Here is a 21,616-nt window from a genome sequence, read left to right on the forward strand (position 1 = left end):
GTTCAGGAATTCGGATCCGGAACCTTAATTGGTCCGTTCGGCTTCCTTGCGCGTGCGCTCGGCGAAGTCCTTGAGGGTGTCCTCCACATCGCGCTGGCCGAGAGCCAGGGCCTGCCACACGTCATACTCGGAGGCGCGCATCCAGGTGACCACCGGCGGCCGCGGGCGGCCGCGGGCGAAATCGAGCTGATCGATCGCGACCGTGATGCCGGGCTTGTCCTGAACGGCGCTGGCGGCGAGAGGCTGCTTGGCCGTGTGCTTGTTGATCGGCATGTAACCGGTGCCCGAAAACCAGATGGCGTTGGATTCCGGAGACGCGGCGAAGCTGATGAACTTGTAGGCCGCATCCTGGACCTCCTTGTCGGAGGACGACAGGATGCCGATGCCGGCGCCGCCGATCGGCACGGCGCAGACCTTGTTGCAGGGCATTGGCAGGACCGCCAGGTTGTCGCCAAGCGCCTTCTTGGAGCGGGTGTAGTTGCCGGTCGAGTTCAGCATGATGCCGACCTTGCCCGCCAGAAACGCGTCGCGGCCGTTGTTTTCCTTGGTCACGCCGTCGGCGGAAGCCACCTTGTGCTCGTGCACGAGCGACGCCATCCATTCATAGGCCTCGATCGTGTTCGGGCTGTCGATCAGGATCTCGCCGGTCTTGCTGTCGATCAGGTCGCTGTCATTGTCCATGATCAGGCCCCATCGCGCGAACTGGCCGGGTGCGGCGATCCCGCTGATGCCTTCATCGCCGAGCTTCTCGGTGATCTGTCTGGAAACGGCAAGAAGGTCGTCATAGGTCTTCAGGTCCGGCTCCTCGGTGAAGCCCGCGCGTGCGAAGATGTCCTTGTTGTAATAAAGGACCGGTGTGGAGGAGTTGAAGGGAACGATGTAGTTCTTGCCGTCGAAGACGCCGACTTCCCTTGCGAAGTCGAACAGGTCGTCCTTCAGCGGATCGTTGTTGACATAATCGGTCAGGTCCAGCAGCACGCCGCGGTCGGCGAAAAGACCGTAGCGGGTCACTTCCATGATGACGGCGTCCGGTGCCCGGCGCGCCGGAATGGCGGCCTGCAGCTTGGCGACGATATCGTTGTAGTTGCCGATATTCTGGGCTTCGATGTGAATGCCCGGGTTCGCGGCTTCGAAATTTTCGATGATCTTGCCCAGGGATTCGCCGCTGCCGCCGTCGAAGCTGTGCCAGAACTCGACGGTGACGTCGGCCTGTGCGGCGGCAACGCCGCCAAGGCCGACCAGACCGGCAAGGAACAATGTTTTGAGATTACCAAGCATCATTCATTCTCTTTCAAAGTGGGTTGGTTTATTTATCGGGTGAGAGTGCGCGCCGTTATTTCGTGAGAACGGTTCTGTTATGGATTGGGAGCCATTCCGTCCGCTGCTGTTAAGTGCATCAGCGTCTCCATTGCGCGGGCAGGGTCTGCCTGAAGGCCTTGTAGTCCTTCAGGGATCTGATCGAGCGGCCGTCATCGATACCGGCAAGGTCGAGAATGACGGCATTCGCAATGGTCATCGGCACGACGAGAGACTGGGATTCGCCCGCCTCGCCGCGTGCGGCGCTGATGTGATGGAGCGGCGGCGGATCGAAACGGGCGGCATGGACATCCGTCAGCGCCAGCCTCTTCGCGCCGCGCTCGGCGGCGATCCTATTGACGTCCTGGACCATCTGCACCGGCCGCCTGAAGGCCAGCATCCAGACAGTATCATCGCTCGACATCGTGTTGATTGTTTCGGCGAACTGGTGCATCCGCTCGCCCAGGTCGATGGCGTCATATCCGGAGCGCTGAAGCCGAAGGGAAATCAGCGACGACAGGCTGGCGGCGTGGCCGCGGCCGAGAACGAAAATCTTCCGGCTGTCGCGCAGGGTCTGCGAAAAGCGTCTGATGTCGGCATCTGCTACCGTATTGCGCAGCGCCTCCAGGGCGGTGATCTCGCTGTCGATGACGGAAGACAGCACCTGGCCTTCTTCCGCCCGCACCAGCCGGGCGGCCATCCGCGCGGCCGGGTTCTCGAAATCGGCGTCGCCCTCGACCAGATTGGCCTTGAGGAAAGCCCGGAACTCGGGATAGCCGTCAAACCCCAGGCGCCTGGCCAGCCTGATCGCGGAAGCGGGGTGGACACCGGCGCGGGACGAGACTTCGGTTCCGTTTTCCAGCACCGCCCGGATCGGATCCTGGATCAGCACATCCAGAAGGCGCGTGTCGGAACCGGTGAGTTTCGACGCGTTTCTGGTGATCAATTCGCTCAGGAAACCCGAGGGCGGGATCTGCTTTGTCATGCGCGAAGGCTAGCGCTGCAATTTGAATTGCAGAAAACAGAACGATGAAATTTTTATTACAGTCGGTTTGCCCGAACCGGCTCAGGACTCGACCGGAGCGTATCCGGCGGGGTCGACGGTCGCCGGACGTCCGGGAAGTTCCAGCCGGGTCGTGCGCGCCGGTGTCGAGGCGATCACCTTGCCGCCTTTGACGACCTTGAGCCGCGTTGCCTTCAGCCGGATCGCCTCGATCGTATCGCGCGCCTGCAGCAGCATGAAATCCGCCTTGCAGCCGGTCTGAAGCCCGTAGCCTTCCAGCCTCATTGCCCTGGCGGGATGGTTGGTGACGCATTCGAAGCAATAGCGGATGTCGTCCCGGCTGGTCATCTGGGCGACATGCAGCCCCATGCTGGCGACTTCCAGCATGTCGCCGGAGCCCATGGAATACCAGGGGTCCATCACGCAATCATGACCGAAGGCGACATTGACGCCGTGGGAGCGCAGTTCGGGGACGCGGGTCTGGCCGCGGCGTTTCGGATAGCTGTCGTGCCGGCCCTGCAGCGTGATGTTGATCAGCGGATTGGCGATGGCGTGGATTTCCGCCTCGGCGATCAACGGCAGCAGCTTGGAGACATAATAGTTGTCCATGGAATGCATCGAGGTCAGATGCGAGCCGGCCACCCGCCCCTGCAGTCCTAGGCGCTGTGTCTCGAAAGCCAGCGTCTCGATGTGCCGCGACATCGGGTCGTCGGTCTCGTCGCAGTGCATGTCCACCATCAGGCCGCGCTCCGCCGCGATTTCGCAGAGCCTTGCGACAGAGCGGGCGCCATCCTGCATGGTGCGCTCGAAATGCGGAATTCCGCCGACAATGTCGACGCCCATGTCGAGCGCGGTGAGGAGGTTCTTCTCCGCGTTCGGCGAGCGGAAGAGCCCATCCTGGGGGAAGGCGACGAGTTGAAGGTCGATATAGTCCCTGACCTTGTCCCTGACCTCCAGCAGTCCCTTGATGCCCGTCAGCCGGTCATCGCAGACATCCACATGCGTGCGGATCGCGAGCAGACCCTGCGAAACGGCGAGGTCACAGTATTTCAGGGCCCGTTCGACCACCGCCTCGACCGTCAGGATCTCCTTCAGCTCGCCCCACAGCGCGATGCCTTCCAGCAGCGTGCCGCTGCGGTTCATTCTCGGCAGGCCGAGTGACAGGGTCGCGTCCATGTGGAAGTGGCTGTCGACAAAAGGCGGGGATACCAGCAGGCCGCCCGCGTCGATAATCTCCTTCGCCTCGGCCGTTATTCCGGGTTCAACGGCAGCAATGACACCATTCCTGCAGGCAATGTCGATCCCGGTGCGGCCGTCCGGCAGGTTGGCGTTCCTGACGAGAAGATCAAAACTCATCGGCGGCGGTCCTCTCAGCGTTGACCTTTGAAATAGGGAACAAGCAGCGCGCGCGGATAGTCTGTGCGGCGGGCGACGACGATCAGCGCGGCGATGGACAGTATATACGGCATCATCAGGAACATCTGTCCGGGAATGAAGCTGCCGACTTCCGTCTGCAAGCGCACCTGAAAGGCATCGAAGGCTCCGAAGAGCAGCGCGCCGAGCAGGGCCTTGCCGGGCCGCCAGGAGGCGAAAACCGTCAGCGCGATGCAGATCCAGCCCCGGCCGTTGACCATGCCGAAGAAAAAGGCGTCGAAGGCGGACATGGTCAGGAAGGCGCCGCCGAGCGCCATGATCGCCGAGCCGGCGACGATTGCGCCGATCCGCAGACCGTAGACCGACAGACCCTGGGATTCGACCGCCGCCGGATTGTCCCCGACCGCCTGAATGGCGAGACCCAGCGGGGTCCGGTAGAGCACATAGGCCGTGGCGGCGACGAGGAACAGCGCAAGGAAGGTCAGCGGCGTCTGCTGAAACAGGGCCGGACCCAGAAAAGGCAGATCGGACAGGACCGGAATGTCGAGAGGCTGGAAGGCCTCGATGCGCGGCGGCGAGGCCACGTCCGGCAGGGCCGTGCGGTAGATAAAATAACTCAGCGACGTGGCGAACAGTGTCACGCCGATCCCCGAGACATGCTGGGACAATCCGAGCGGCACCGTCAGCACCGCATGGATGAGACCGAAGAACCCGCCGGTCAGAGCGGCAACCAGCACACCGCCCCATAGACCCGCTCCGAGCCAGACAGCCATCCAGCCGGCCATGGCGCCTGCTGTGAAGATACCTTCGATACCGAGGTTGAGCACACCGGCGCGCTCGCAGATAAGAGCGCCGATGACGCCGAAGATCAACGGCGTCGCGATGCGGATCGCGGCGGCCCAGAAGCTGGCCGACATGAAAATCTCCAGAATGTCGCTCATTTCGCGGTCTCCTGGGCGGGGCTGCTGGTGGCAAGCCGGATCCTGAACCGCAGGAACAGTCCGGAGACGAGCACGCAGAGCAGCGATATGGCAACGATCAGGTCGGCGAGGTAATTGGAAACCCCGGTCGCCCGCGACATGGAATCCGCGCCGACGAAAATGCTGGCTATGAAGAGAGCGGCGAAAACGACGCCGATGGGCGACAATCCGGCGAGCATGGCGACCACGATGCCCGAATAGCCGAAGCCCGGCGACAGATCGGCGGTGAGATAGCCTTTCAGGCCCGCGACTTCGCCGACCCCCGCCAGCCCCGCAAGAGCGCCGGAGAGCAGCCCGACGCGGACGAAGGTGGCCGTCACCGGAATGCCGGCATGCCGGGCGGCGGCGGCATTCTCGCCGACGGCGCGGATCTCGAAACCCCACACCGTGCGTTTCAGCAGAAAATACACCCCGAGCGAAGCCGCAAGCGCGATGACGAGACCCCAGTGGATTCTCATTCGGTCCATCAGTTTCGGCAGGGCCGCTTCGTCGAGGATTGGCTCCGACTGGGGCCAGCCCATGCCCATCGGGTCCTGCATCGGCCCTTCGAGCATCATCTGCACGAAAAGCAGAATGACGAAATTCAGCAGCAGCGTCGTCACCACTTCATCCACGCCAAGGCGGGTTTTCAGCAGCGTCGGCACCAGCATCACCAGACCGCCGGCAAGGGCGCCGGCCAGAATGACCGCCGGAACGAGAACGAACGAGGGGCCGGAAATCAGGCCGGTTCCAACCGCGACCGCCGCCAGGGCTCCCGCGTAAAGCTGCCCCTCCGCGCCGATGTTCCAGAGTTTGGCGCGAAAGGCCACTGCGGCGGCGAGCCCGGTCAGGATGAGCGGCGCTGCCCGGGTCAGCATCTCCGTGAAGGCGAACATCGACCCCCAGGCGCCCTTGATCATCAGGCCGTAGGCGTCGAAAACCGAAAGCCCGGCGAAAAGCATGGGGATGGCCGCCAGAATGAGGGCAGCAAGGGCGGCGGTTACCGAAACGCCGATCATCCTTGAAACGGCGACCGGGCCTCTGGGTTCGAAACGGATCATTCGGCAGCTTCCATGGTGTGTCCGGCCATTCTGAGCCCGAGTGTGCCCCTGTCGAGGGTTTCTGTCGGCTCGGCGGCGGACAGATGTCCGCGGTGGATGACGGCGATCCGGTCGGAAAGCCGCATCAGTTCGTCCAGATCCTCGGAAATGAGAAGAACGCCTGCGCCGCGAGCGCGCGCGTCAAGCAGGCGTCTGTAGACTTCGGACGTCGCCCCGACATCGAGACCCCGCGACGGCTGGGCGGCCAGAACGACCTTCGGCTCGCCCTCAAGAGTTCGGGCCAGAACGATTTTCTGAATATTGCCGCCCGAGAGCAGCCGCGCCGGGCTGTCCTCGCCCTGGCAGCGGATGTCATAGGCGTCGATCATGGCTTTCGCCTTGTCACGCATGGCGGCGAAACGCAGCAGTCCGAAACGCTGGCTTTCCGGCTTGCGGATGGCTTCGATGGCGAGGTTTTCGGAAACGGTCATGGCCCCGACGATGCCGTCGCGGTGCCGGTCTTCCGGTATCCGCGCCAGACCCGCATCGATCATCGTGCGGGCATTGGCATGCGTCAACGCACGATCCCCAAGCCTCATGCTGCCGGCAACGGGTGTTTCAAGGCCCGAGATGACCCGCGCCAGCATGGTCTGGCCGTTGCCCGAAACGCCGGCAATACCAAGGATCTCACCGGACCTGAGCTCCAGATTGACGTCCCGTATCGATTCACGGCTCTCACCGGCCGACACGCCCGTCAGGACGAAAAGGGTATCTCCCGGCGCGCCTGCACCCCGCACAGTCTCGCTCACTTCGTGCCCGACCATCAGCTCCGCCAACTGGCGCTGATCGCATTGAGATGTCGGCAGGTCGGCCACCTTGGCACCGCCCCGCAGCACCGCGATGCGGTGGGACGCAGCCATCACTTCCGCCAGCTTGTGCGATATGAAGACGATCCCGAGCCCCGCAGCCGCGAGCTTTTTTAATATGGCGAACAACGTGTCCGATTCCTGCGGCGTCAGCACTGCCGTGGGTTCGTCGAGCACAAGCACCCGTGCGTTCCGGTAAAGGGCTTTCAGGATCTCGACCCGCTGCTTTTCCCCGACCGAAAGCTGCGAGACGCGCATGTCCAGTCCGACGGTCAGGCCGGAGCGGGTCATCAGGTCTGCCAGCTTCCTGCGCGCCGGTGCGCGGGCGGATTTCAGCGCCGAGAGTTTTTCCGTGCCGAGCAGGATATTGTCGAGAACGCTGAGGTTTTCGGCCAGCGTGAAATGCTGGTGGACCATGCCGATCCCGGCATCCAGCGCCGCATGTGGCGATCCCGGTTCCAGTTGTGCCAACTCACCGCCGTCCCGCGACACCAGCACCGATCCTTCATCGGCGACGTAGTGGCCGAAGAGGATGTTCATGAGGGTGGTTTTTCCGGCGCCGTTTTCCCCCAGCAGGGCCAGGATTTCGCCCTGCCTCAGATCAAGGTAAACGCCGTCATTGGCCGTCAGAGCGCCAAAGCGCTTGGTGATGCCGTCCAGTCTCAACAAGACCGGGGCGTCCTTTGCGGGGAGCGCCATGCGAACCTCCGGGAGGAATTTGAATTCAGTTCGAAAATCGGCTCGGGTCCGAAAAGGCACGCCGGCGGCCGATGTGCCGCCGGCGTACAATCGTATCGGCCGCTTACATGGTCGACTTCGGTTCGCTGTCGTTCACGTTGACGCGGAACAGACCGTCGTTGATTTCCGCTTCCTTGGCTTTCGCAGCTTCCACCGCGTCGGCCGGCGCCAGGCTTTCATCGACGATGAAGCTGCCGCCGCCATAGGACATGAAGCTGTAGGGCCCGTAATCGGCCGGTTCGAATTCCTCGGAGACCACCGCGTCAATGGCGCGGTCGACCGTCGGTTCCATGTGCCACAACGCCGAAGACAGGATTGTGCCCGGATAGTCGTCCGACGTATCGATCACGTTGCCGATGGCCAGAATGCCCTTTTCCTTCGCGGCGTCGGAGACACCGAAGCGTTCGGCGTAGAGAATGTCCGCGCCCTTGTCGATCATGGCGAAGGCGGATTCCTTGGCTTTCGGCGGGTCGTACCAGGAGTTGATGAAGGTCACGAGGAACTTCACATCCGGGTTCACGGACGTCGCGCCTTCCATGAAGGCGTTCATGAGCCGGTTCACTTCCGGAATGGCGTAACCGCCGACCATGCCGATGATGTTGGACTTGGTCGTCGCGCCCGCGATCATGCCGGAAAGATAGCTCGGCTCATGGATCCAGTTGTCGAAGACGGCGAAGTTCGGTTGCGCCGGACCGAAGGACGAGCCCATCAGGAAGGCTGTTTCAGGATATTCCGCGGCAACCTTGCGCGCGGCGCGCTCCACGGCGAAGGCCTCGCCGACGACCAGGTCCATGCCCTGCTCGGCATACTCGCGCATCACGCGTTCATAGTCGGTGTTGGCGACGTTCTCGGAGAAGGTATAGGTGATGTCGCCGCGCTCCTGGGCCGCCTTGAGCGCCTTGTCGATGCGGCTCACCCATTGCTGCTCGACCGGAACGGTATAGATCGCCGCAACCTTGATCGGGTCTGCCGCGCTTGCGGGCGACAATGACATTCCCATGGTGACTGAAACGGCCAGGGCGGCCGACAACAAGGCCCGCCGGGCCCTGGAAAATGATTTTGATGTGAGCATCTGGATCCCCTGGAAGTATTTTTTTACAGGGAACAGATGATCATAAAATGCGCATGCTCACAAGTTATGCACGCGGTGAAATGCTAGAAAATTGATCAAACGGACAAAATAACCCGGACGTTTCCATTCCGTCGCAAAGTGGGGGGAGGCATTGCGTCCGGCCGGTCTGTCGGTATCGGGCCGGCCACGGGCGCGGCGGGTCCGGCGGAAGCCTTAATTCTATGCTAGGGAAGATCACGGACAATCTGCTGCCGGACATTCCTCAGACAAGGTGGCCCTGCCACAGTGCGAACCGCTGATGATCGATAAACTTGAAATGTTCATTGCTCTCGCCCGGGAACGGCATTTCGGCCGCGCCGCGGAGGACTGCGGCGTGACCCAGCCGACCCTTTCGGCAGCGATCAAGCAGCTTGAAGAGCAATTGGGCGCTCTGCTGGTCCTGCGCGGATCGCGCTATCAGGGACTGACCCCGGAAGGTGAGCGCGTTCTGGAATGGGCCCGCCGGCTTGTCTCCGACGCCCGCACCATGCAACAGGAGCTGAAGACGGTCCGCGACGGACTGAGCGGGCATCTGCGCATCGCAAGCATCCCGACGGCGCTTTCCTATGTTCCCGAACTGACGACACCGTTTGTCGACCAGAATCCGGGCGTGACCTTTTCCGTCCTCTCGCGCTCTTCCATCGAGATCCTGTCGCTGCTGGAGAACCTGGAGATCGATGTCGGCGTGACCTATCTCGGCAACGAGCCTGTCGGAAAGGTCATCCAGGTCCCGCTTTATCGCGAGACCTATTGCCTGGTGACCACGGAAGGCGCGCCGCTTGCCGACCGCAAACGGGTGACATGGCGCGAAGTCAGCCGTATTCCCCTGTGCCTGCTGACCAAGGGCATGCAGAACCGGCGGATCCTCGATGGCATTCTCGCTGAAGCCGGCGCCGATGCGGCGCCGACACTGGAATCGGATTCCATCGTGTCCCTTATCGCCCATATGCGTACAGGCCGCTGGGCCTCCATCGTGCCTCAAAGCCTGGCGGAAACCTTCGCCTCCGACACGCTCAGAACCATTCCCATCACGGAGCCGGACGCGGGTACCATGGTCGGTCTGGTGGCGACACGACGCGAGCCTCACGCACCGCTGATAGCCGCGTTCCTGCGCATGGCCAGGGGGATTTCGGAGGCGCGAAAAGTGGAGTTTGAAACTCATCTATAGGAATGTGCAATCGCTCAACTGAACCGGGATCTTGATTGCGCCGTGCACAGTATGACACTTTGAAAGTCATGCGCGAATGAGGGAGAGACGGCATGGAATTGCAAGTGCCGGAAGCGGACGTTGCGAACCGGACGGCCGCCATCGCCGACGGACATTTGAATGTGGAAGGTCCGCTTCTGCCGATACTGCATGACGTCCAGAAGGAATTCGGCTGCGTGCCGGAAGCCGCGCTACGCGTCATTGCCGACAAGCTGAACCTCAGCCGCGCCGAAGTGCATGGTGTCATGAGTTTCTACCACGACTTTCGGCAGGAGCCCGCGGGCCGCCATGTTCTGAAGATCTGCCGTGCCGAAGCCTGCCAGTCCGTCGGTGGGGAAGTCCTCGCGGAAGGCGTGCGCAAGGCGCTCGGGATCGGTTGGCACGAGACGACGCCCGACGGCAGGATCACGCTGGAACCGGTCTACTGCCTCGGCCTTTGCTCCTGCGCGCCGGCGGCCATGTTCGACGGCGAACTCCATGGCCGCCTGGATGACGCCGCGCTCTCGGGTATTGTGATGGAGGCGGGCCGATGACGCCGGTGATTTTTGTTCCGCGCGATGCCGCCGCCATAGCTGTCGGTGCGAATCGTGTCGCCGAGGCGATCGCCGCGGAACTCTCCGCCCGCGGGATCGAGGCGGAACTGGTCCGCAACGGCTCGCGCGGGCTGCATTGGCTGGAGCCGCTGGTCGAGGTGCGCTTCTGCGACCGCCGGGTGGCCTATGGTCCCGTGAAACCATCCGATGTCCCCGGACTGTTCGAAGCCGGCTTCCTGGAGGGTGGCGCGCATCCGCTCTTACACGGTGAAACCGAAGAGATGCCGTTTCTGAAGGCCCAGACTCGCCTCACCTTCGCGCGCTGCGGTGTCACCGATCCCCTGTCCCTGGACGACTACCGCCTTCACGGTGGGCTCAATGGCCTGGAAACCGCTGTTGCCATGCAGCCGGCCGATATTGTGCAGCATGTCACCGACAGCGGTTTGCGCGGACGTGGCGGTGCCGGTTTCCCCACCGGTATCAAGTGGAAAACCGTGCTGAACGCGCCGGGAGTGCGCAAATATATCGTCTGCAATGCCGATGAGGGCGACAGCGGCACCTTTGCCGACCGCATGATCATGGAAGGCGATCCGTTCGTTCTGATCGAGGGCATGGCGATTGCCGGCATCGCGACCGGAGCGGCGAAGGGATTTATCTATACCCGCTCCGAATATCCGCACGCCATCGAGACCATGCAAGCGGCGATCGAAACCGCCCGCAAGACCGGCATTCTCGGACCGTCGGTGCTCGGTTCGGCTCATGCCTTCGATATGGAAGTGCGCGTCGGCGCCGGAGCCTATGTCTGCGGCGAGGAGACATCGCTCCTCAACAGTCTGGAAGGCAAGCGCGGTGTCGTGCGGGCAAAACCGCCACTCCCGGCGCTTGAAGGCCTGTTCGGCTGCCCGACCGTGGTCAATAACGTCCTGTCGCTGGCCTCCGTTCCGGTGATTCTCGACAAGGGCGCGGATTTTTACCGGGACTTCGGCACCGGCCGCTCGCGCGGCACCATGCCGATCCAGCTTGCCGGAAACATCCGTCATGGCGGGCTTTACGAGACCGCGTTCGGCATCACGCTCGGCGAACTCGTCAACGATATCGGTGGTGGCACCTTGAGCGGGCGTCCCGTCAAGGCGGTTCAGGTCGGAGGGCCGCTCGGCGCCTATTTCCCGCCGGAACTGTTCGATACGCCTTTCGACTACGAGGCGTTCGCCGCCCAGGACGGCCTCATCGGCCATGCGGGCGTTGTCGTCTTCGACGATACCGCCGACATGCTCAGGCAGGCGCGGTTCGCCATGGAGTTCTGCGCGGTCGAAAGCTGCGGCAAGTGCACGCCCTGCCGCATCGGTGCCGTCAGAGGTGTCGAGGTCGTCGACAGGATCGCGGACGGCGACAAGCCGGAAGAACAGATCGATCTCCTGAAGGATCTCTGCAACACCATGAAACTGGGCTCGCTCTGCGCGCTCGGCGGCTTCACGCCTTATCCGGTCATGAGCGCGCTGACCCATTTTCCTCAGGACTTCACCCCCAAACCCAACACCCTGAAGCCTCTGGCTGAGGCGGCGGAGTAGCGACATGTCCCTGATCAAGGAAACGGATTACGGCACACCGGCATCGGCGTCGGAGAACAAGATCACGCTCTCCATCGACGGCTTCGAGGTGACGGTTCCCGAAGGTACGTCCGTGATGCGGGCCGCCATGGAAACGGGCATCCAGATCCCGAAGCTCTGCGCGACCGACATGGTCGATGCCTTCGGGTCCTGCCGCCTGTGCCTGGTGGAGATCGAGGGGCGGCGGGGCACGCCGTCCTCCTGCACCACGCCCGCCGAAGACGGCATGGTGGTTCAGACCCAGACCGGCCGCCTCAAGGATATCCGCCGCGGCGTGATGGAACTCTATATTTCCGACCATCCGCTCGACTGCCTGACCTGCGCCGCCAATGGCGATTGCGAGCTGCAGGACATGGCGGGCGCGGTGGGCCTGCGCGACGTGCGCTACGGCTATGACGGCGGCAACCATGTGAAACAACGCGATGGTGGCGGCGAGGTGAATGCCCGCTTCATGTCGAAGGACGAAAGCAACCCCTATTTCACTTACGATCCGTCGAAATGCATTGTCTGCTCCCGCTGCGTGCGGGCCTGCGAGGAAGTTCAGGGCACATTCGCGCTGACCATCGAGGGTCGCGGATTTGGCTCGCGGGTGTCAGCGGGCATGCACGAAAGCTTCCTGAATTCCGAATGCGTCTCCTGCGGCGCCTGCGTGCAGGCCTGTCCGACCGCGACCCTGCAGGAAAAATCGGTGATCGACATCGGTCAGCCCGAACACTCGCTCGTCACCACCTGCGCCTATTGCGGTGTCGGCTGTTCCTTCAAGGCGGAAATGCGCGGTCAGGAACTGGTCCGCATGGTGCCTTACAAGGACGGCAAGGCCAATCATGGCCACTCCTGCGTCAAGGGCCGTTTCGCTTATGGCTACGCCTCTCACAAGGACCGGATTCTGAACCCGATGATCCGCGACAAGATCACCGATCCGTGGAAGGAAGTCTCCTGGGAGGAAGCCCTGAGCTTCGCCGCCAACAGACTGCGGGCGATCCAGTACGAACACGGCAAGGAGTCCATCGGCGTCATCACCTCGTCCCGCTGCACCAACGAGGAAACCTATCTGGTCCAGAAGCTGACGCGGGCCGTTTTCCTCAACAACAACACCGATACCTGCGCACGGGTCTGTCATTCGCCGACCGGTTACGGCCTCGGCCAGACCTTCGGCACCTCCGCCGGCACGCAGGATTTCGACAGTGTCGAACAGGCCGACGTGGTTCTGGTGATCGGCGCCAATCCGACCGACGGCCATCCCGTCTTCGCCTCCCGACTGAAAAAACGCCTGCGCCAGGGCGCCAAGCTGATCGTCGTCGATCCGCGCCGGATCGATCTCGTCCGGACACCGCATGTAAGCGCCGCCCATCACCTTGCCCTCAGGCCGGGCACGAATGTTGCCGTCGTCACGGCGCTCGCCCATGTGATCGTGACCGAAGGCCTGTTCGACGAGGACTTCATTCGCACGCGCTGCGACTGGGACGAATTCCAGGAATATGCCGAATTCGTCGCGGATTCCGCGCATGCGCCGGAGACGGTTGAAGCCTTGACCGGAGTGCCGGCGGCGGAATTGCGCGCGGCGGCCCGGCTCTATGCAAGGGGCGGCAATGGGGCCATCTATTATGGCCTCGGCGTGACCGAACACAGCCAGGGCTCGACCACGGTGATCGGCATCGCCAATCTGGCCATGCTCACCGGCAACATCGGCCGGCCGGGCGTCGGCGTGAACCCGCTGCGCGGACAGAACAATGTCCAGGGCTCCTGCGACATGGGCTCTTTCCCGCACGAACTGCCGGGCTACCGCCATGTCAACAATGCCGATGTGCGCGATGTCTTCGAAAAGGCCTGGGGCGTCAGCATTTCCGACGAGCCGGGCCTGCGCATCCCCAACATGCTGGATGCCGCGGTGGAAGGCACGTTCAGGGGGCTTTATTGCCAGGGCGAGGACATCCTGCAGTCGGACCCGGATACGAAACACGTCTCCGCCGGGCTGGCGGCGATGGACTGCGTCATCGTGCATGACCTCTTCCTGAACGAGACCGCGAATTACGCCCATGTCTTCCTGCCGGGATCGACCTTCCTGGAAAAGGACGGCACCTTCACCAACGCGGAGCGCCGCATCAACCGCGTCCGCAAGGTGATGGCGCCGAAAAACGGCTATGCTGACTGGGAGGTTACCCAGCTTCTCGCCAATGCCATGGGCGCCGGCTGGAGCTACACCCATCCTTCGCAGATCATGGACGAGATCGCCGCGACGACGCCCAGTTTCGCCAATGTCAGCTATCGGCTGTTGGACGAGAAAGGGTCCGTCCAATGGCCGTGCAACGACAGCACACCGGTCGGCTCGCCGGTCATGCATGTGGATGGTTTCGTGCGCGGCAAGGGAAGGTTCATCCGCACCGACTATATCGCCACCGACGAAAAGACCGGACCGCGCTTCCCGCTGCTGCTCACCACGGGCCGGATCTTGAGCCAGTACAATGTCGGCGCGCAGACACGCCGGACGGAAAACGTCGTCTGGCACGACGAGGACGTTCTGGAAATCCATCCGCACGATGCGGAAACCCGCGGTGTCAAGGAAGGCGACTGGGTCAAGTTGGCCAGCCGGTCGGGCGAAACGAGCCTCAAGGCCAGCCTAACCGACCGGGTGTCGCCGGGCGTCGTCTATACGACTTTCCACCACCCGAGCACCCAGGCGAATGTGATCACCACCGACTATTCCGACTGGGCGACCAACTGTCCGGAATACAAGGTGACCGCGGTTCAGGTGTCGCCCTCCAACGGGCCGACGGACTGGCAGGAGCAATACGAGGAATTCTCCGTGCGGGCACGCAGGATCGAGGCTGCCGAATAGCCATGAAGACGCACAGCACGTCCTCAGCGGTCTCCTATCGGGACGGCCGTTTCTCGTCTTCCAGGCTGGAACTGGCGGACGAGGTGCCGGTTGCGATCAGCTATAACGGCTCGACTCATGCGGTGCTGATGGCGACGCCTTCCGACCTCAAGGATCTGGCGATAGGATTTTCCCTGTCCGAGGATATCGCCGCGGCGCCGGACGAGATCGAGGACATCGCCGTCGTCGAACTCGACAAGGGTATCGACGTTCAGGTCCGGCTTGCCACGGATGCGACGGAAAGATTGCGGCAAAGGCGGCGCTCCATCGCCGGGCCCGTCGGCTGCGGGCTGTGCGGCATCGAGAGCCTGGACGCGGCCATGCGCGAAATCCGTCCCGTCAGCGCCGAGATCCGGCTCAAAGCCGAAAATGTGGGTGATGCGGTTCGCGCCATGGGCAAGGCACAGGCGCTCAACCTGCGGACCCGCTCCGTTCACGCGGCGGGCTGGTATCATCCTGAAAACGGCCTGACGGCGATCCGTGAGGATGTCGGGCGGCACAACGCCCTGGACAAGCTGATCGGCGCAATGAGCCTTTCCGGCACGAATGTTTCGGGAGGCGCTTTCGTGATGACCAGCCGGCTGTCGATCGACCTGATCCAGAAGACGGCCGCCGCGGGCTGCGGGATTATTATTGCGGTCTCCGCTCCGACCGCGCTTGCCGTTTCGGAGGCCGACAGGGCCAACATCACAATGGTCGCCTGCGCGCGCGGCGACGGCTTCGAACTCTTTACCCATCCGCACAGGATTATCGGGAGAACCCTGCAAGATGTCGCCTGACAAACTGATCTACATGGCCAACCAGATCGCAGGCTTTTTCCACAACAGGCCCCATGAGGAAGCCGTGGCCGGTGTCGCGGACCATATCAGCAAGTTCTGGGAACCGCGCATGCGCATCCAGCTTTTCGACATGCTGACCCGAACCGCTGACCGGTTCGATCCGCTGGTTCTGGAAGCCGGACCGAAGATCCGTCCGGTCAAATGATACCCCGCGGCGGGACGGTGGTGTTTCACGCGCCTTGCCGAAGGCGCGGTGCGTCGCCGGGAAGCTGACCCGGGTCGTCAGTTGCGGCCCGTCACAGGGGCCACGCTGATACCTGCATCGACAAGGGCGGCGCGAACCTGTCTGGCCACGGCGGCTGCCGAGGGCTCGTCCGCGTGGATGCAGAACGTATCGACAGGCGTGGAAATACGGGTGCCGTCGATTGCGACAAGACATTGCTCCTGCGCCATGACGACGGTTCTTTTCGCCGAGAGTTCCGGGTCGCGGATAACAGCGGAATTCTTGCTTCGCGGCATGAGCTGTCCATCGGGAAAATAATGGCGATCGGCATAGGCTTCGTGAGCAACGGGCAATCCGGCCTCCCCGGCAGCGCGCGTCATTTCCGAAAGGCAATTGGCAACGAAGATGAGGTCGCGGCCCGCTGCCCGGATCCCTCTGGCAATGGCATCGGCAACCTCGCCGGTGTGATGGGCGATGTTGTTGAGCGCGCCGTGCGGTTTGACGAAATCCACACGGGCGCCATGGCTCGCCGAAAGTGCCTGTAGCGCGCCGATCTGATAGGTGACGAGATATTCGATCTCGCTCGGGTCCATGGTGATATGCCTTCGGCCGAACCCCTGGAGATCGCTGAACCCGGGATGGGCGCCGATGCTGACTCCATGTTCCAGGGCGAGGCCGACGGTTCGGTACATGACGACCGGGTCGCCCGCATGCATGCCGCAGGCGATATTGGCTGAGCTTATGTGGGGCATGACGGCTCCGTCATCGCCCAGTTTATAGGCGCCGAAGCTTTCACCCATATCCGCATTGATCGAAATTTTCATTGCTGTGACCATTTTTGCGGCATGGTCGGCAGATTGCTGTTGTGTGTCCAATGCATTTATGCAGTCAGTGATCATGCAATAATTGCATATGGGGTGAGTGGATGCTGGAACTGAGAGAATTGCGCAATTTTCTGGTCGTGGTGGAAAGACTGAATATTTCCAGCGCGGCGATTGCCGTCAATCTCAGCCAGCCGGCGCTGTCGCGCCAGATACAGGCTTTGGAGCGCAAACTCGGTGTGGATCTGTTCGACCGGGTCGGCAAGCGGCTCGTGTTGACAACGCAAGGGGCGGACCTTGCGGCCCAGGCGGCGGAACTGATCGAACGCGCCCAGGACATGATGCAGCACACGGGCCGCACGGAACACGAGCACAGCGGCACGCTGCGCATCGGGGCCTCGCCTCAGACGATCACCTGGCTGCTCTCTCCGGCGATGGCACTTTTCCGCACGTCCTATCCAAAGGTGAGCATGATCGTCAGCGAGGGGCACAATGACGCCTTGATCGAGATGGTCGAGCATGGCGCTGTCCACATGGTGATTGCCAATCTGGGGATCAGCAACATCCTTGTCGGACATCCCCTGTTCAGCGCCCGGCTTCTGGCGGTCCTGCCGCCGGATCATCCCGGCAGGAAGAAGAAGTCCATCACCATGGATGCCATTGCCAATGAGCCGATGATGGTCATGAAACGCGGGTTCCTGACCCGGCACCTGTTCGAGCAGGTTGCGCTGGCGCATGGCGTGCGCCCGCGCATTCTGCTCGAAAGCGACAGTACCCAGACTTTGGCGGCGCTCGCCCAGGACGGTCACGGCGTCGCCATCGTCTCTTCCTCGGCACGAGACCTGACGGCGATCCGCAACGCGGTTCCGATCGTCTCGGATACCTGTCAGACCTCCGCGGAGGTTTCGGCCCTGTGGAACCCCAATCGCTACCGTCCGATGAATATCACCAACTTCCTCGCGGTGCTCAAGGAAGTGGCGGCCGGGCATCAGGGAGCAGGATGATCTTCATCGCTTCATTCACTGACGGCCCGGCCTGAGAAACAGCACGATGGCCGCAAGGGCGGCGAGAAGAAAACCCACCGCGATGGGATGATCGAACACGGCAAGCGGTGAGTGATTGGTGACAATCAGCGCCTGGCGCAGCGACAGTTCGAACAATGGTCCGATCACGAATCCGATCAGGAACGTCACGACGGAATATCCGTACCGCTGCATCGCGAACCCCAGAAACCCCAGGGCCAGCATGGCGAAAACCGAAAAGGCCGTGTCGCGCTCCAGATAGGTGCCGATCACGCAGAACAGAACCACGAAGGGGATGATCAGCCGTGGCGGCACAAGGGTGACCCGCGCGAAAAGGGTAAGGCCGAGCCGTCCCACCATGAGCATGACCAGACTGGCGACGATCATCGAGACATAGATGCCGTAGATGAGCCTCGGATGCTGATCGAAAACCAGTGGGCCCGGCTGGACGCCATGCAGCATGAAGGCGGAAACGAGAATTGCCGCCGAAACGCTGCCGGGCAGACCGATGGCGAAAAGCGGAATGAGGCTCGCGGGCAGGACGGCATTATCCGCTGCCTCCGATGCCGCCACACCCTTGAGATCGCCCTCGCCATAGGTATCGCCCGGCCGGGCAAGGCGCTTGTTGATCGCATAGGACAGCAATGCGCCGATCGTCGGGCCGAGACCCGGAATGATGCCGGCGCCAATGCCGATGCCGGTGGCGCGCAGGGTGACCGGAAACACGCGCTTGAGGTCGCTGAACCGCAGGTTCTTGTCCGTTTCAGGCGCGAACCCTGAAGTTGCCGAGATCTTGCCCTTCGCCGCGAACAGCGCCTGCACCTGCACCAGCATTTCTGTGAAGGCCAGCATGCCCACCGTTGCGGCGATCAGCGGTATCCCGTCGAACAATTCGATGAACCCGAAGGTCATGCGCGGCGTGGCGCTTTCCGGATCGAGCCCGACGGTTGACAGGAATAGCCCCAGAACGCCCGAAATGATCCCGCGCGAAAGGGACGTCCCCGAAAGTGCCGCGATGAAGCTCAGCGCGAATATCATCACTGAGGTCATTTCCACCGGACCCATCTTGAGGGCGAAACGCGCCAGCGAGGCAGCAAGGAGAATGAGCACGAGTGTCGCCACCAGGTCTCCGAAGACGGAGCTGTAAAGCGCGGTTTTCAAAGCGCGCGTGGCTTGTCCCTTTTTTGCCAGCGGGTAACCGTCGAACGTGGTCGCGGTGGAACTGGGTTCGCCCGGGGTGTTGAGCAGGATGGCTCCTGTTGCGCCACCGGCCGCACTCGCCTTGGTGACGCCCACCAGAAAGGCGATGGCGCCGATCGGAGACATCGAATAGGTCAGCGGTACGGCCACCGAAAGCGCGGCCGGCCGGCTCAACCCGGGCAGCACACCCACGAGGTATCCGAGCAGGATGCCGCCAATCACCGAGACGATTGACGCCAGGGTCAATGCGTCGGCGGCTCCCTCAAGAAATATTTCCATGCGGCTAAAGACCCGACCAGTCGACGAAGAGGAGAATGAGCAGAGCACCGGTGCCCATCCCGGCAAGTGCGGCGATGCGGCGTTCTCCGACGGCCAGGCAGGACAGAAGAACAAGCGCGGCGCCGCCGATGACGAGCCCGGTCAGATCGACCAGAACGACACCTGCGAGCGCCGCGGCGCCGAACTGGATCACCCCTCGAAAACCGCCCGCGTCTCGGGTGTTACTGTCTGGATTGCCGCGGAGGAGGCCGAAAACAAGCGTGACAACGGACATCAGGGCGATGATCGTGGCGCAGACAATCGGCAGCATGCGCGGGGAGAGCCCGAAATTGTCCGTCTCGGCGGTGCCGGCTGGAATGACGACGAACAGCAGCAAAAGGCTGGCACTGAAAACAACTGCAAATTCGGCAAGAGGCCGCATCCGGAGACGCGGCCCGTTTTGACTGGTGGAAGGTCGGTTCATTTACTCCATTGCCGCCTTGAACTGGGCGCTCTGCGCACGGATCTGCGTTGCGAATTCGTCACCCGTGAGAATAAAGCTGCCCATGTTGCGCTTGGCAAGCACGTCCAGAAGAGGCTGTGACTTGGCGGCTTCCTCGAAAGCGGCGACGAGTTTGGCTTTCGCCTCTGCCGGAATTCCGAGCGGAGCCAGATAGACCACCATGTTGACGCTGGAGATGTCATATCCGAGGCCTTTCAGCGTCGGCGCTGTTTCGAAACCGGGAACCGGGTCCGTGCCCAGGCCTGCGAGCACCATCAGTTCGCCGGCTGCGGCTTGCGCGTAGTAGGTGCCCGAGCTGTAGGCAAAGTCCACATGTCCGCCGAGAACCTCGGCCACAGCTTCGGCGCCGCCTTTTGTCGGAACGGGTTTCAGGACAATCCCCTCTTTCTCGGAAATGGCCTTCATCACCACCCGGTCGAGGGAAGTCGTCGATGCGTAGGTCAGACCGTCGGGAGCATCCTTTGCCGCCGCAACGACATCGGAGAAATTCGTCCAGCCGCGCGACGGCAGGGCGACGAGCGCCTCGGGGAAAACGCCGAAGGCGCCGATAAACTCGAAATCGTCGATACCGAAGCTGACGTTGGAAGTATGCGGGTCAAAGGAAATGGTGGTGGAAATGGCTGCGGCAAGATTATAGCCGTCCGCCGGCTTGGCCTTGAGCGCGGTCAGGGCCAGTCCGCCACCGGCACCTGGCTGGTTCTCGACCACGACCGGCTCGCCGAGTGAGGCGGACAGCGCGTCGGAGGCCGCACGGGTAATGGTATCGACACCGCCACCCGGACCGAAGCCGACGGTTATCGTGACTTCTTTTTCGGGAAATTCAGCTACGGCGGGGCTCGCCAGTAGTGCAAGCGCCAGACCGGTCTGGACGAGCGTTTTGGGAATTGATCTGAACATTGTCAGCTCCTGTGTTGCGCGGTTTTGCGTGGCTCTCCAGATGAAAACAGCGCATCCTTATGCTGTCCAATGCATTTTAAGGCGCCTTAGTAATGCATTTGATGCATGGATAATTTCAAGCCATGCCGAGCCGGCTGCAAGAAGAAGGGATCGCAGCCATCCGGGAGGAAGTCAGTTCGGGATCATCGGATGCCGCCGGGATTTCGTCAATGCGCCGGAAAACGACCCGCAGGGAAGCCGGACCGAAGATACGTGCGGTCAATTGTGCAGTCCGGAGAAACCGTCGTGGTCAGGGCTGCAAAGTAATGCGCCGCCGGGCCGTGTTGGAACGTCCTGCGCAGCGATGAACGCTCACGCACGGGTTCAAAGATTGATAGTCGATTGGGGAAGGTTGGAGGCGTGTAGCGGACTCGAACCACTCTTTCCGGATTTGCAATCCGGTGCATAACCACTCTGCCAACACGCCGCTGCGCGGGTGTCCGCCAGACAGGCCCGCAAGGTCCTTTAGCATTCCAAGAACGTTCAATCCTCCTCTCGAGATTGCGGATGAATGCCGGTCAATGTTCCTGAACGGTCTGCCTGACCGCCGTCCTCGGGCAATTACGGAAAGAACTTTTCCATCGTCCACGGGTCATCGGGGCCGTTTCTTTGAAAAACCTGCCTGTCGTGCAGGCGAAACGGTTTGTCCATCCAGAATTCCATATAGCTTGGCACCAGGCGATAGCCGTGCCAGTAGGGCGGACGTGGAATGGCGCCGACTGCGAAACGTGCCGTCTCAGCCAAAACGGCCTTTTTCAGCGCCAGGCGGTTTTGCAGAGGGCGTGACTGCTGGCTTGCCCAGGCGCCGATCCGGCTGGCCCTGGCGCGGGAATTGAAATAGGCGTCCGCCTCATCCTCGGATACCGGCACGACCTTGCCGCGGAACCGGACCTGACGGCGAAGCGATTTCCAGTGCAATACCGCAGCGGCCTGGGCGTTTTCGCTCAATTCCCGGCCCTTCTGTGACTCCGTATTGGTATAGAATACGAAGCCTTCCCGATCGTATCCTTTCAACAGCACCATACGAACATTGGGCAGCCCCGCCGCATCCGCCGTTGCGATCGCCATGGCATTTGCGTCGTTGATTTCCTGTTCGTGCGCGAGCGCTAGCCATTCGTCGAACAAGGCAAGGGGATCCTGCCCCGAGATGATTGTGGCGTCCTCTTCAAAGGCAAGCGCCGGGTCGCGATCGACATTGCTCATGTCGCAAGGCTCCTTTGCAAACGGGTCGCGGCGACTGTCTCC

General features: G+C 62.2%; 19 protein-coding genes and 1 tRNA gene. 7 read left to right on the plus strand and 13 right to left on the minus strand.

Annotation, left to right across the window (positions count from 1 at the left end; all coding sequences use genetic code 11):
• Nucleotides 1–24 precede the first annotated feature (24 nt).
• The 7 genes from CLV41_RS00325 to CLV41_RS00355 all read right to left on the minus strand — a co-directional run bounded on the left by CLV41_RS00325 (nt 25) and on the right by CLV41_RS00355 (nt 8,348).
• Entirely contained in the window at nt 25–1,278 is a 1,254-nt protein-coding gene (locus tag CLV41_RS00325; protein WP_103221438.1) for an ABC transporter substrate-binding protein, read from the minus strand.
• Between the two features lie 118 nt (nt 1,279–1,396).
• Nucleotides 1,397–2,281 (minus strand): MurR/RpiR family transcriptional regulator, encoded by an 885-nt coding sequence (locus CLV41_RS00330; protein ID WP_103220308.1) that lies wholly within the window; start codon nt 2,279–2,281, stop codon nt 1,397–1,399.
• 81 nt (nt 2,282–2,362) lie between these two features.
• Entirely contained in the window at nt 2,363–3,655 is a 1,293-nt protein-coding gene (locus CLV41_RS00335) for an amidohydrolase family protein (RefSeq protein WP_103220309.1), read from the minus strand.
• Between the two features lie 14 nt (nt 3,656–3,669).
• Nucleotides 3,670–4,614 (minus strand): ABC transporter permease, encoded by a 945-nt coding sequence (locus CLV41_RS00340; RefSeq protein WP_103220310.1) that lies wholly within the window; start codon nt 4,612–4,614, stop codon nt 3,670–3,672.
• On the minus strand, nt 4,611–5,693 hold the full coding sequence (locus CLV41_RS00345) for an ABC transporter permease (RefSeq protein ID WP_103220311.1): 1,083 nt from the start codon (nt 5,691–5,693) through the stop codon (nt 4,611–4,613). Before CLV41_RS00345 ends, CLV41_RS00340 begins: the two co-directional genes overlap by 4 nt.
• Nucleotides 5,690–7,237: an ABC transporter ATP-binding protein gene (locus CLV41_RS00350; protein ID WP_103220312.1), complete on the minus strand. Its 1,548-nt coding sequence runs from the start codon at nt 7,235–7,237 to the stop codon at nt 5,690–5,692. The genes CLV41_RS00345 and CLV41_RS00350 overlap by 4 nt, the downstream gene beginning before the upstream one ends.
• Nucleotides 7,238–7,340: 103 nt before the next feature.
• Complete coding sequence (locus CLV41_RS00355; RefSeq protein WP_103220313.1) at nt 7,341–8,348, minus strand: BMP family protein; 1,008 nt, start codon at nt 8,346–8,348, stop codon at nt 7,341–7,343.
• 298 nt (nt 8,349–8,646) lie between these two features.
• Here CLV41_RS00355 and CLV41_RS00360 point away from each other — a divergent pair, with 298 nt between their 5' ends.
• The 6 genes from CLV41_RS00360 (at nt 8,647) to CLV41_RS00385 (ending at nt 15,593) form a co-directional block, all read left to right on the plus strand.
• Nucleotides 8,647–9,555, plus strand: coding sequence for a LysR family transcriptional regulator (locus tag CLV41_RS00360; protein WP_103220314.1), 909 nt, complete (start codon nt 8,647–8,649; stop codon nt 9,553–9,555).
• Between the two features lie 92 nt (nt 9,556–9,647).
• Entirely contained in the window at nt 9,648–10,127 is a 480-nt protein-coding gene (locus CLV41_RS00365; RefSeq protein WP_103220315.1) for a formate dehydrogenase subunit gamma, read from the plus strand.
• Nucleotides 10,124–11,695 carry a formate dehydrogenase beta subunit gene (locus CLV41_RS00370; RefSeq protein WP_103220316.1) on the plus strand — a complete coding sequence of 524 codons (1,572 nt, stop codon included), beginning with the start codon at nt 10,124–10,126 and terminating at the stop codon, nt 11,693–11,695. Before CLV41_RS00365 ends, CLV41_RS00370 begins: the two co-directional genes overlap by 4 nt.
• A gap of 4 nt (nt 11,696–11,699) precedes the next feature.
• Nucleotides 11,700–14,570 carry a formate dehydrogenase subunit alpha gene (gene fdhF, locus CLV41_RS00375; RefSeq protein WP_103220317.1) on the plus strand — a complete coding sequence of 957 codons (2,871 nt, stop codon included), beginning with the start codon at nt 11,700–11,702 and terminating at the stop codon, nt 14,568–14,570.
• Nucleotides 14,571–14,572: 2 nt separating this feature from the next.
• A complete protein-coding gene (fdhD, locus tag CLV41_RS00380) occupies nt 14,573–15,388 on the plus strand; it encodes a formate dehydrogenase accessory sulfurtransferase FdhD (protein ID WP_235867028.1) in 816 nt (271 codons plus the stop codon).
• On the plus strand, nt 15,378–15,593 hold the full coding sequence (locus tag CLV41_RS00385) for a formate dehydrogenase subunit delta (protein ID WP_103220318.1): 216 nt from the start codon (nt 15,378–15,380) through the stop codon (nt 15,591–15,593). Before fdhD ends, CLV41_RS00385 begins: the two co-directional genes overlap by 11 nt.
• Before the next feature lie 77 nt (nt 15,594–15,670).
• On the opposite strand, the gene CLV41_RS00390 is transcribed toward CLV41_RS00385, so the two are convergent.
• The gene (locus tag CLV41_RS00390) at nt 15,671–16,435 is read right to left on the minus strand and encodes a LamB/YcsF family protein (RefSeq protein WP_103220319.1); all 765 of its coding nucleotides are present in this window, start codon (nt 16,433–16,435) and stop codon (nt 15,671–15,673) included.
• Nucleotides 16,436–16,536: 101 nt separating this feature from the next.
• Between CLV41_RS00390 and CLV41_RS00395 the strand changes: the two genes are divergently transcribed.
• Nucleotides 16,537–17,436: a LysR family transcriptional regulator gene (locus tag CLV41_RS00395; RefSeq protein WP_103220320.1), complete on the plus strand. Its 900-nt coding sequence runs from the start codon at nt 16,537–16,539 to the stop codon at nt 17,434–17,436.
• A gap of 15 nt (nt 17,437–17,451) precedes the next feature.
• On the opposite strand, the gene CLV41_RS00400 is transcribed toward CLV41_RS00395, so the two are convergent.
• From CLV41_RS00400 to pdxH, 5 genes are all read right to left on the minus strand, one after another.
• A complete protein-coding gene (locus CLV41_RS00400; RefSeq protein WP_103220321.1) occupies nt 17,452–18,933 on the minus strand; it encodes a tripartite tricarboxylate transporter permease in 1,482 nt (493 codons plus the stop codon).
• Between the two features lie 4 nt (nt 18,934–18,937).
• Entirely contained in the window at nt 18,938–19,396 is a 459-nt protein-coding gene (locus CLV41_RS00405) for a tripartite tricarboxylate transporter TctB family protein (RefSeq protein ID WP_146048466.1), read from the minus strand.
• On the minus strand, nt 19,397–20,332 hold the full coding sequence (locus CLV41_RS00410) for a tripartite tricarboxylate transporter substrate binding protein (RefSeq protein WP_103220323.1): 936 nt from the start codon (nt 20,330–20,332) through the stop codon (nt 19,397–19,399).
• A 392-nt stretch (nt 20,333–20,724) separates the two neighbouring features.
• Nucleotides 20,725–20,798: transfer RNA gene (locus CLV41_RS00415), tRNA-Cys, on the minus strand.
• Between the two features lie 134 nt (nt 20,799–20,932).
• The gene (pdxH, locus tag CLV41_RS00420; protein WP_103220324.1) at nt 20,933–21,574 is read right to left on the minus strand and encodes a pyridoxamine 5'-phosphate oxidase; all 642 of its coding nucleotides are present in this window, start codon (nt 21,572–21,574) and stop codon (nt 20,933–20,935) included.
• Nucleotides 21,575–21,616 lie beyond the last annotated feature (42 nt).

This window comes from Roseibium marinum (assembly GCF_002906165.1).
In the GTDB taxonomy this organism is placed as follows: domain Bacteria; phylum Pseudomonadota; class Alphaproteobacteria; order Rhizobiales; family Stappiaceae; genus Roseibium; species Roseibium marinum.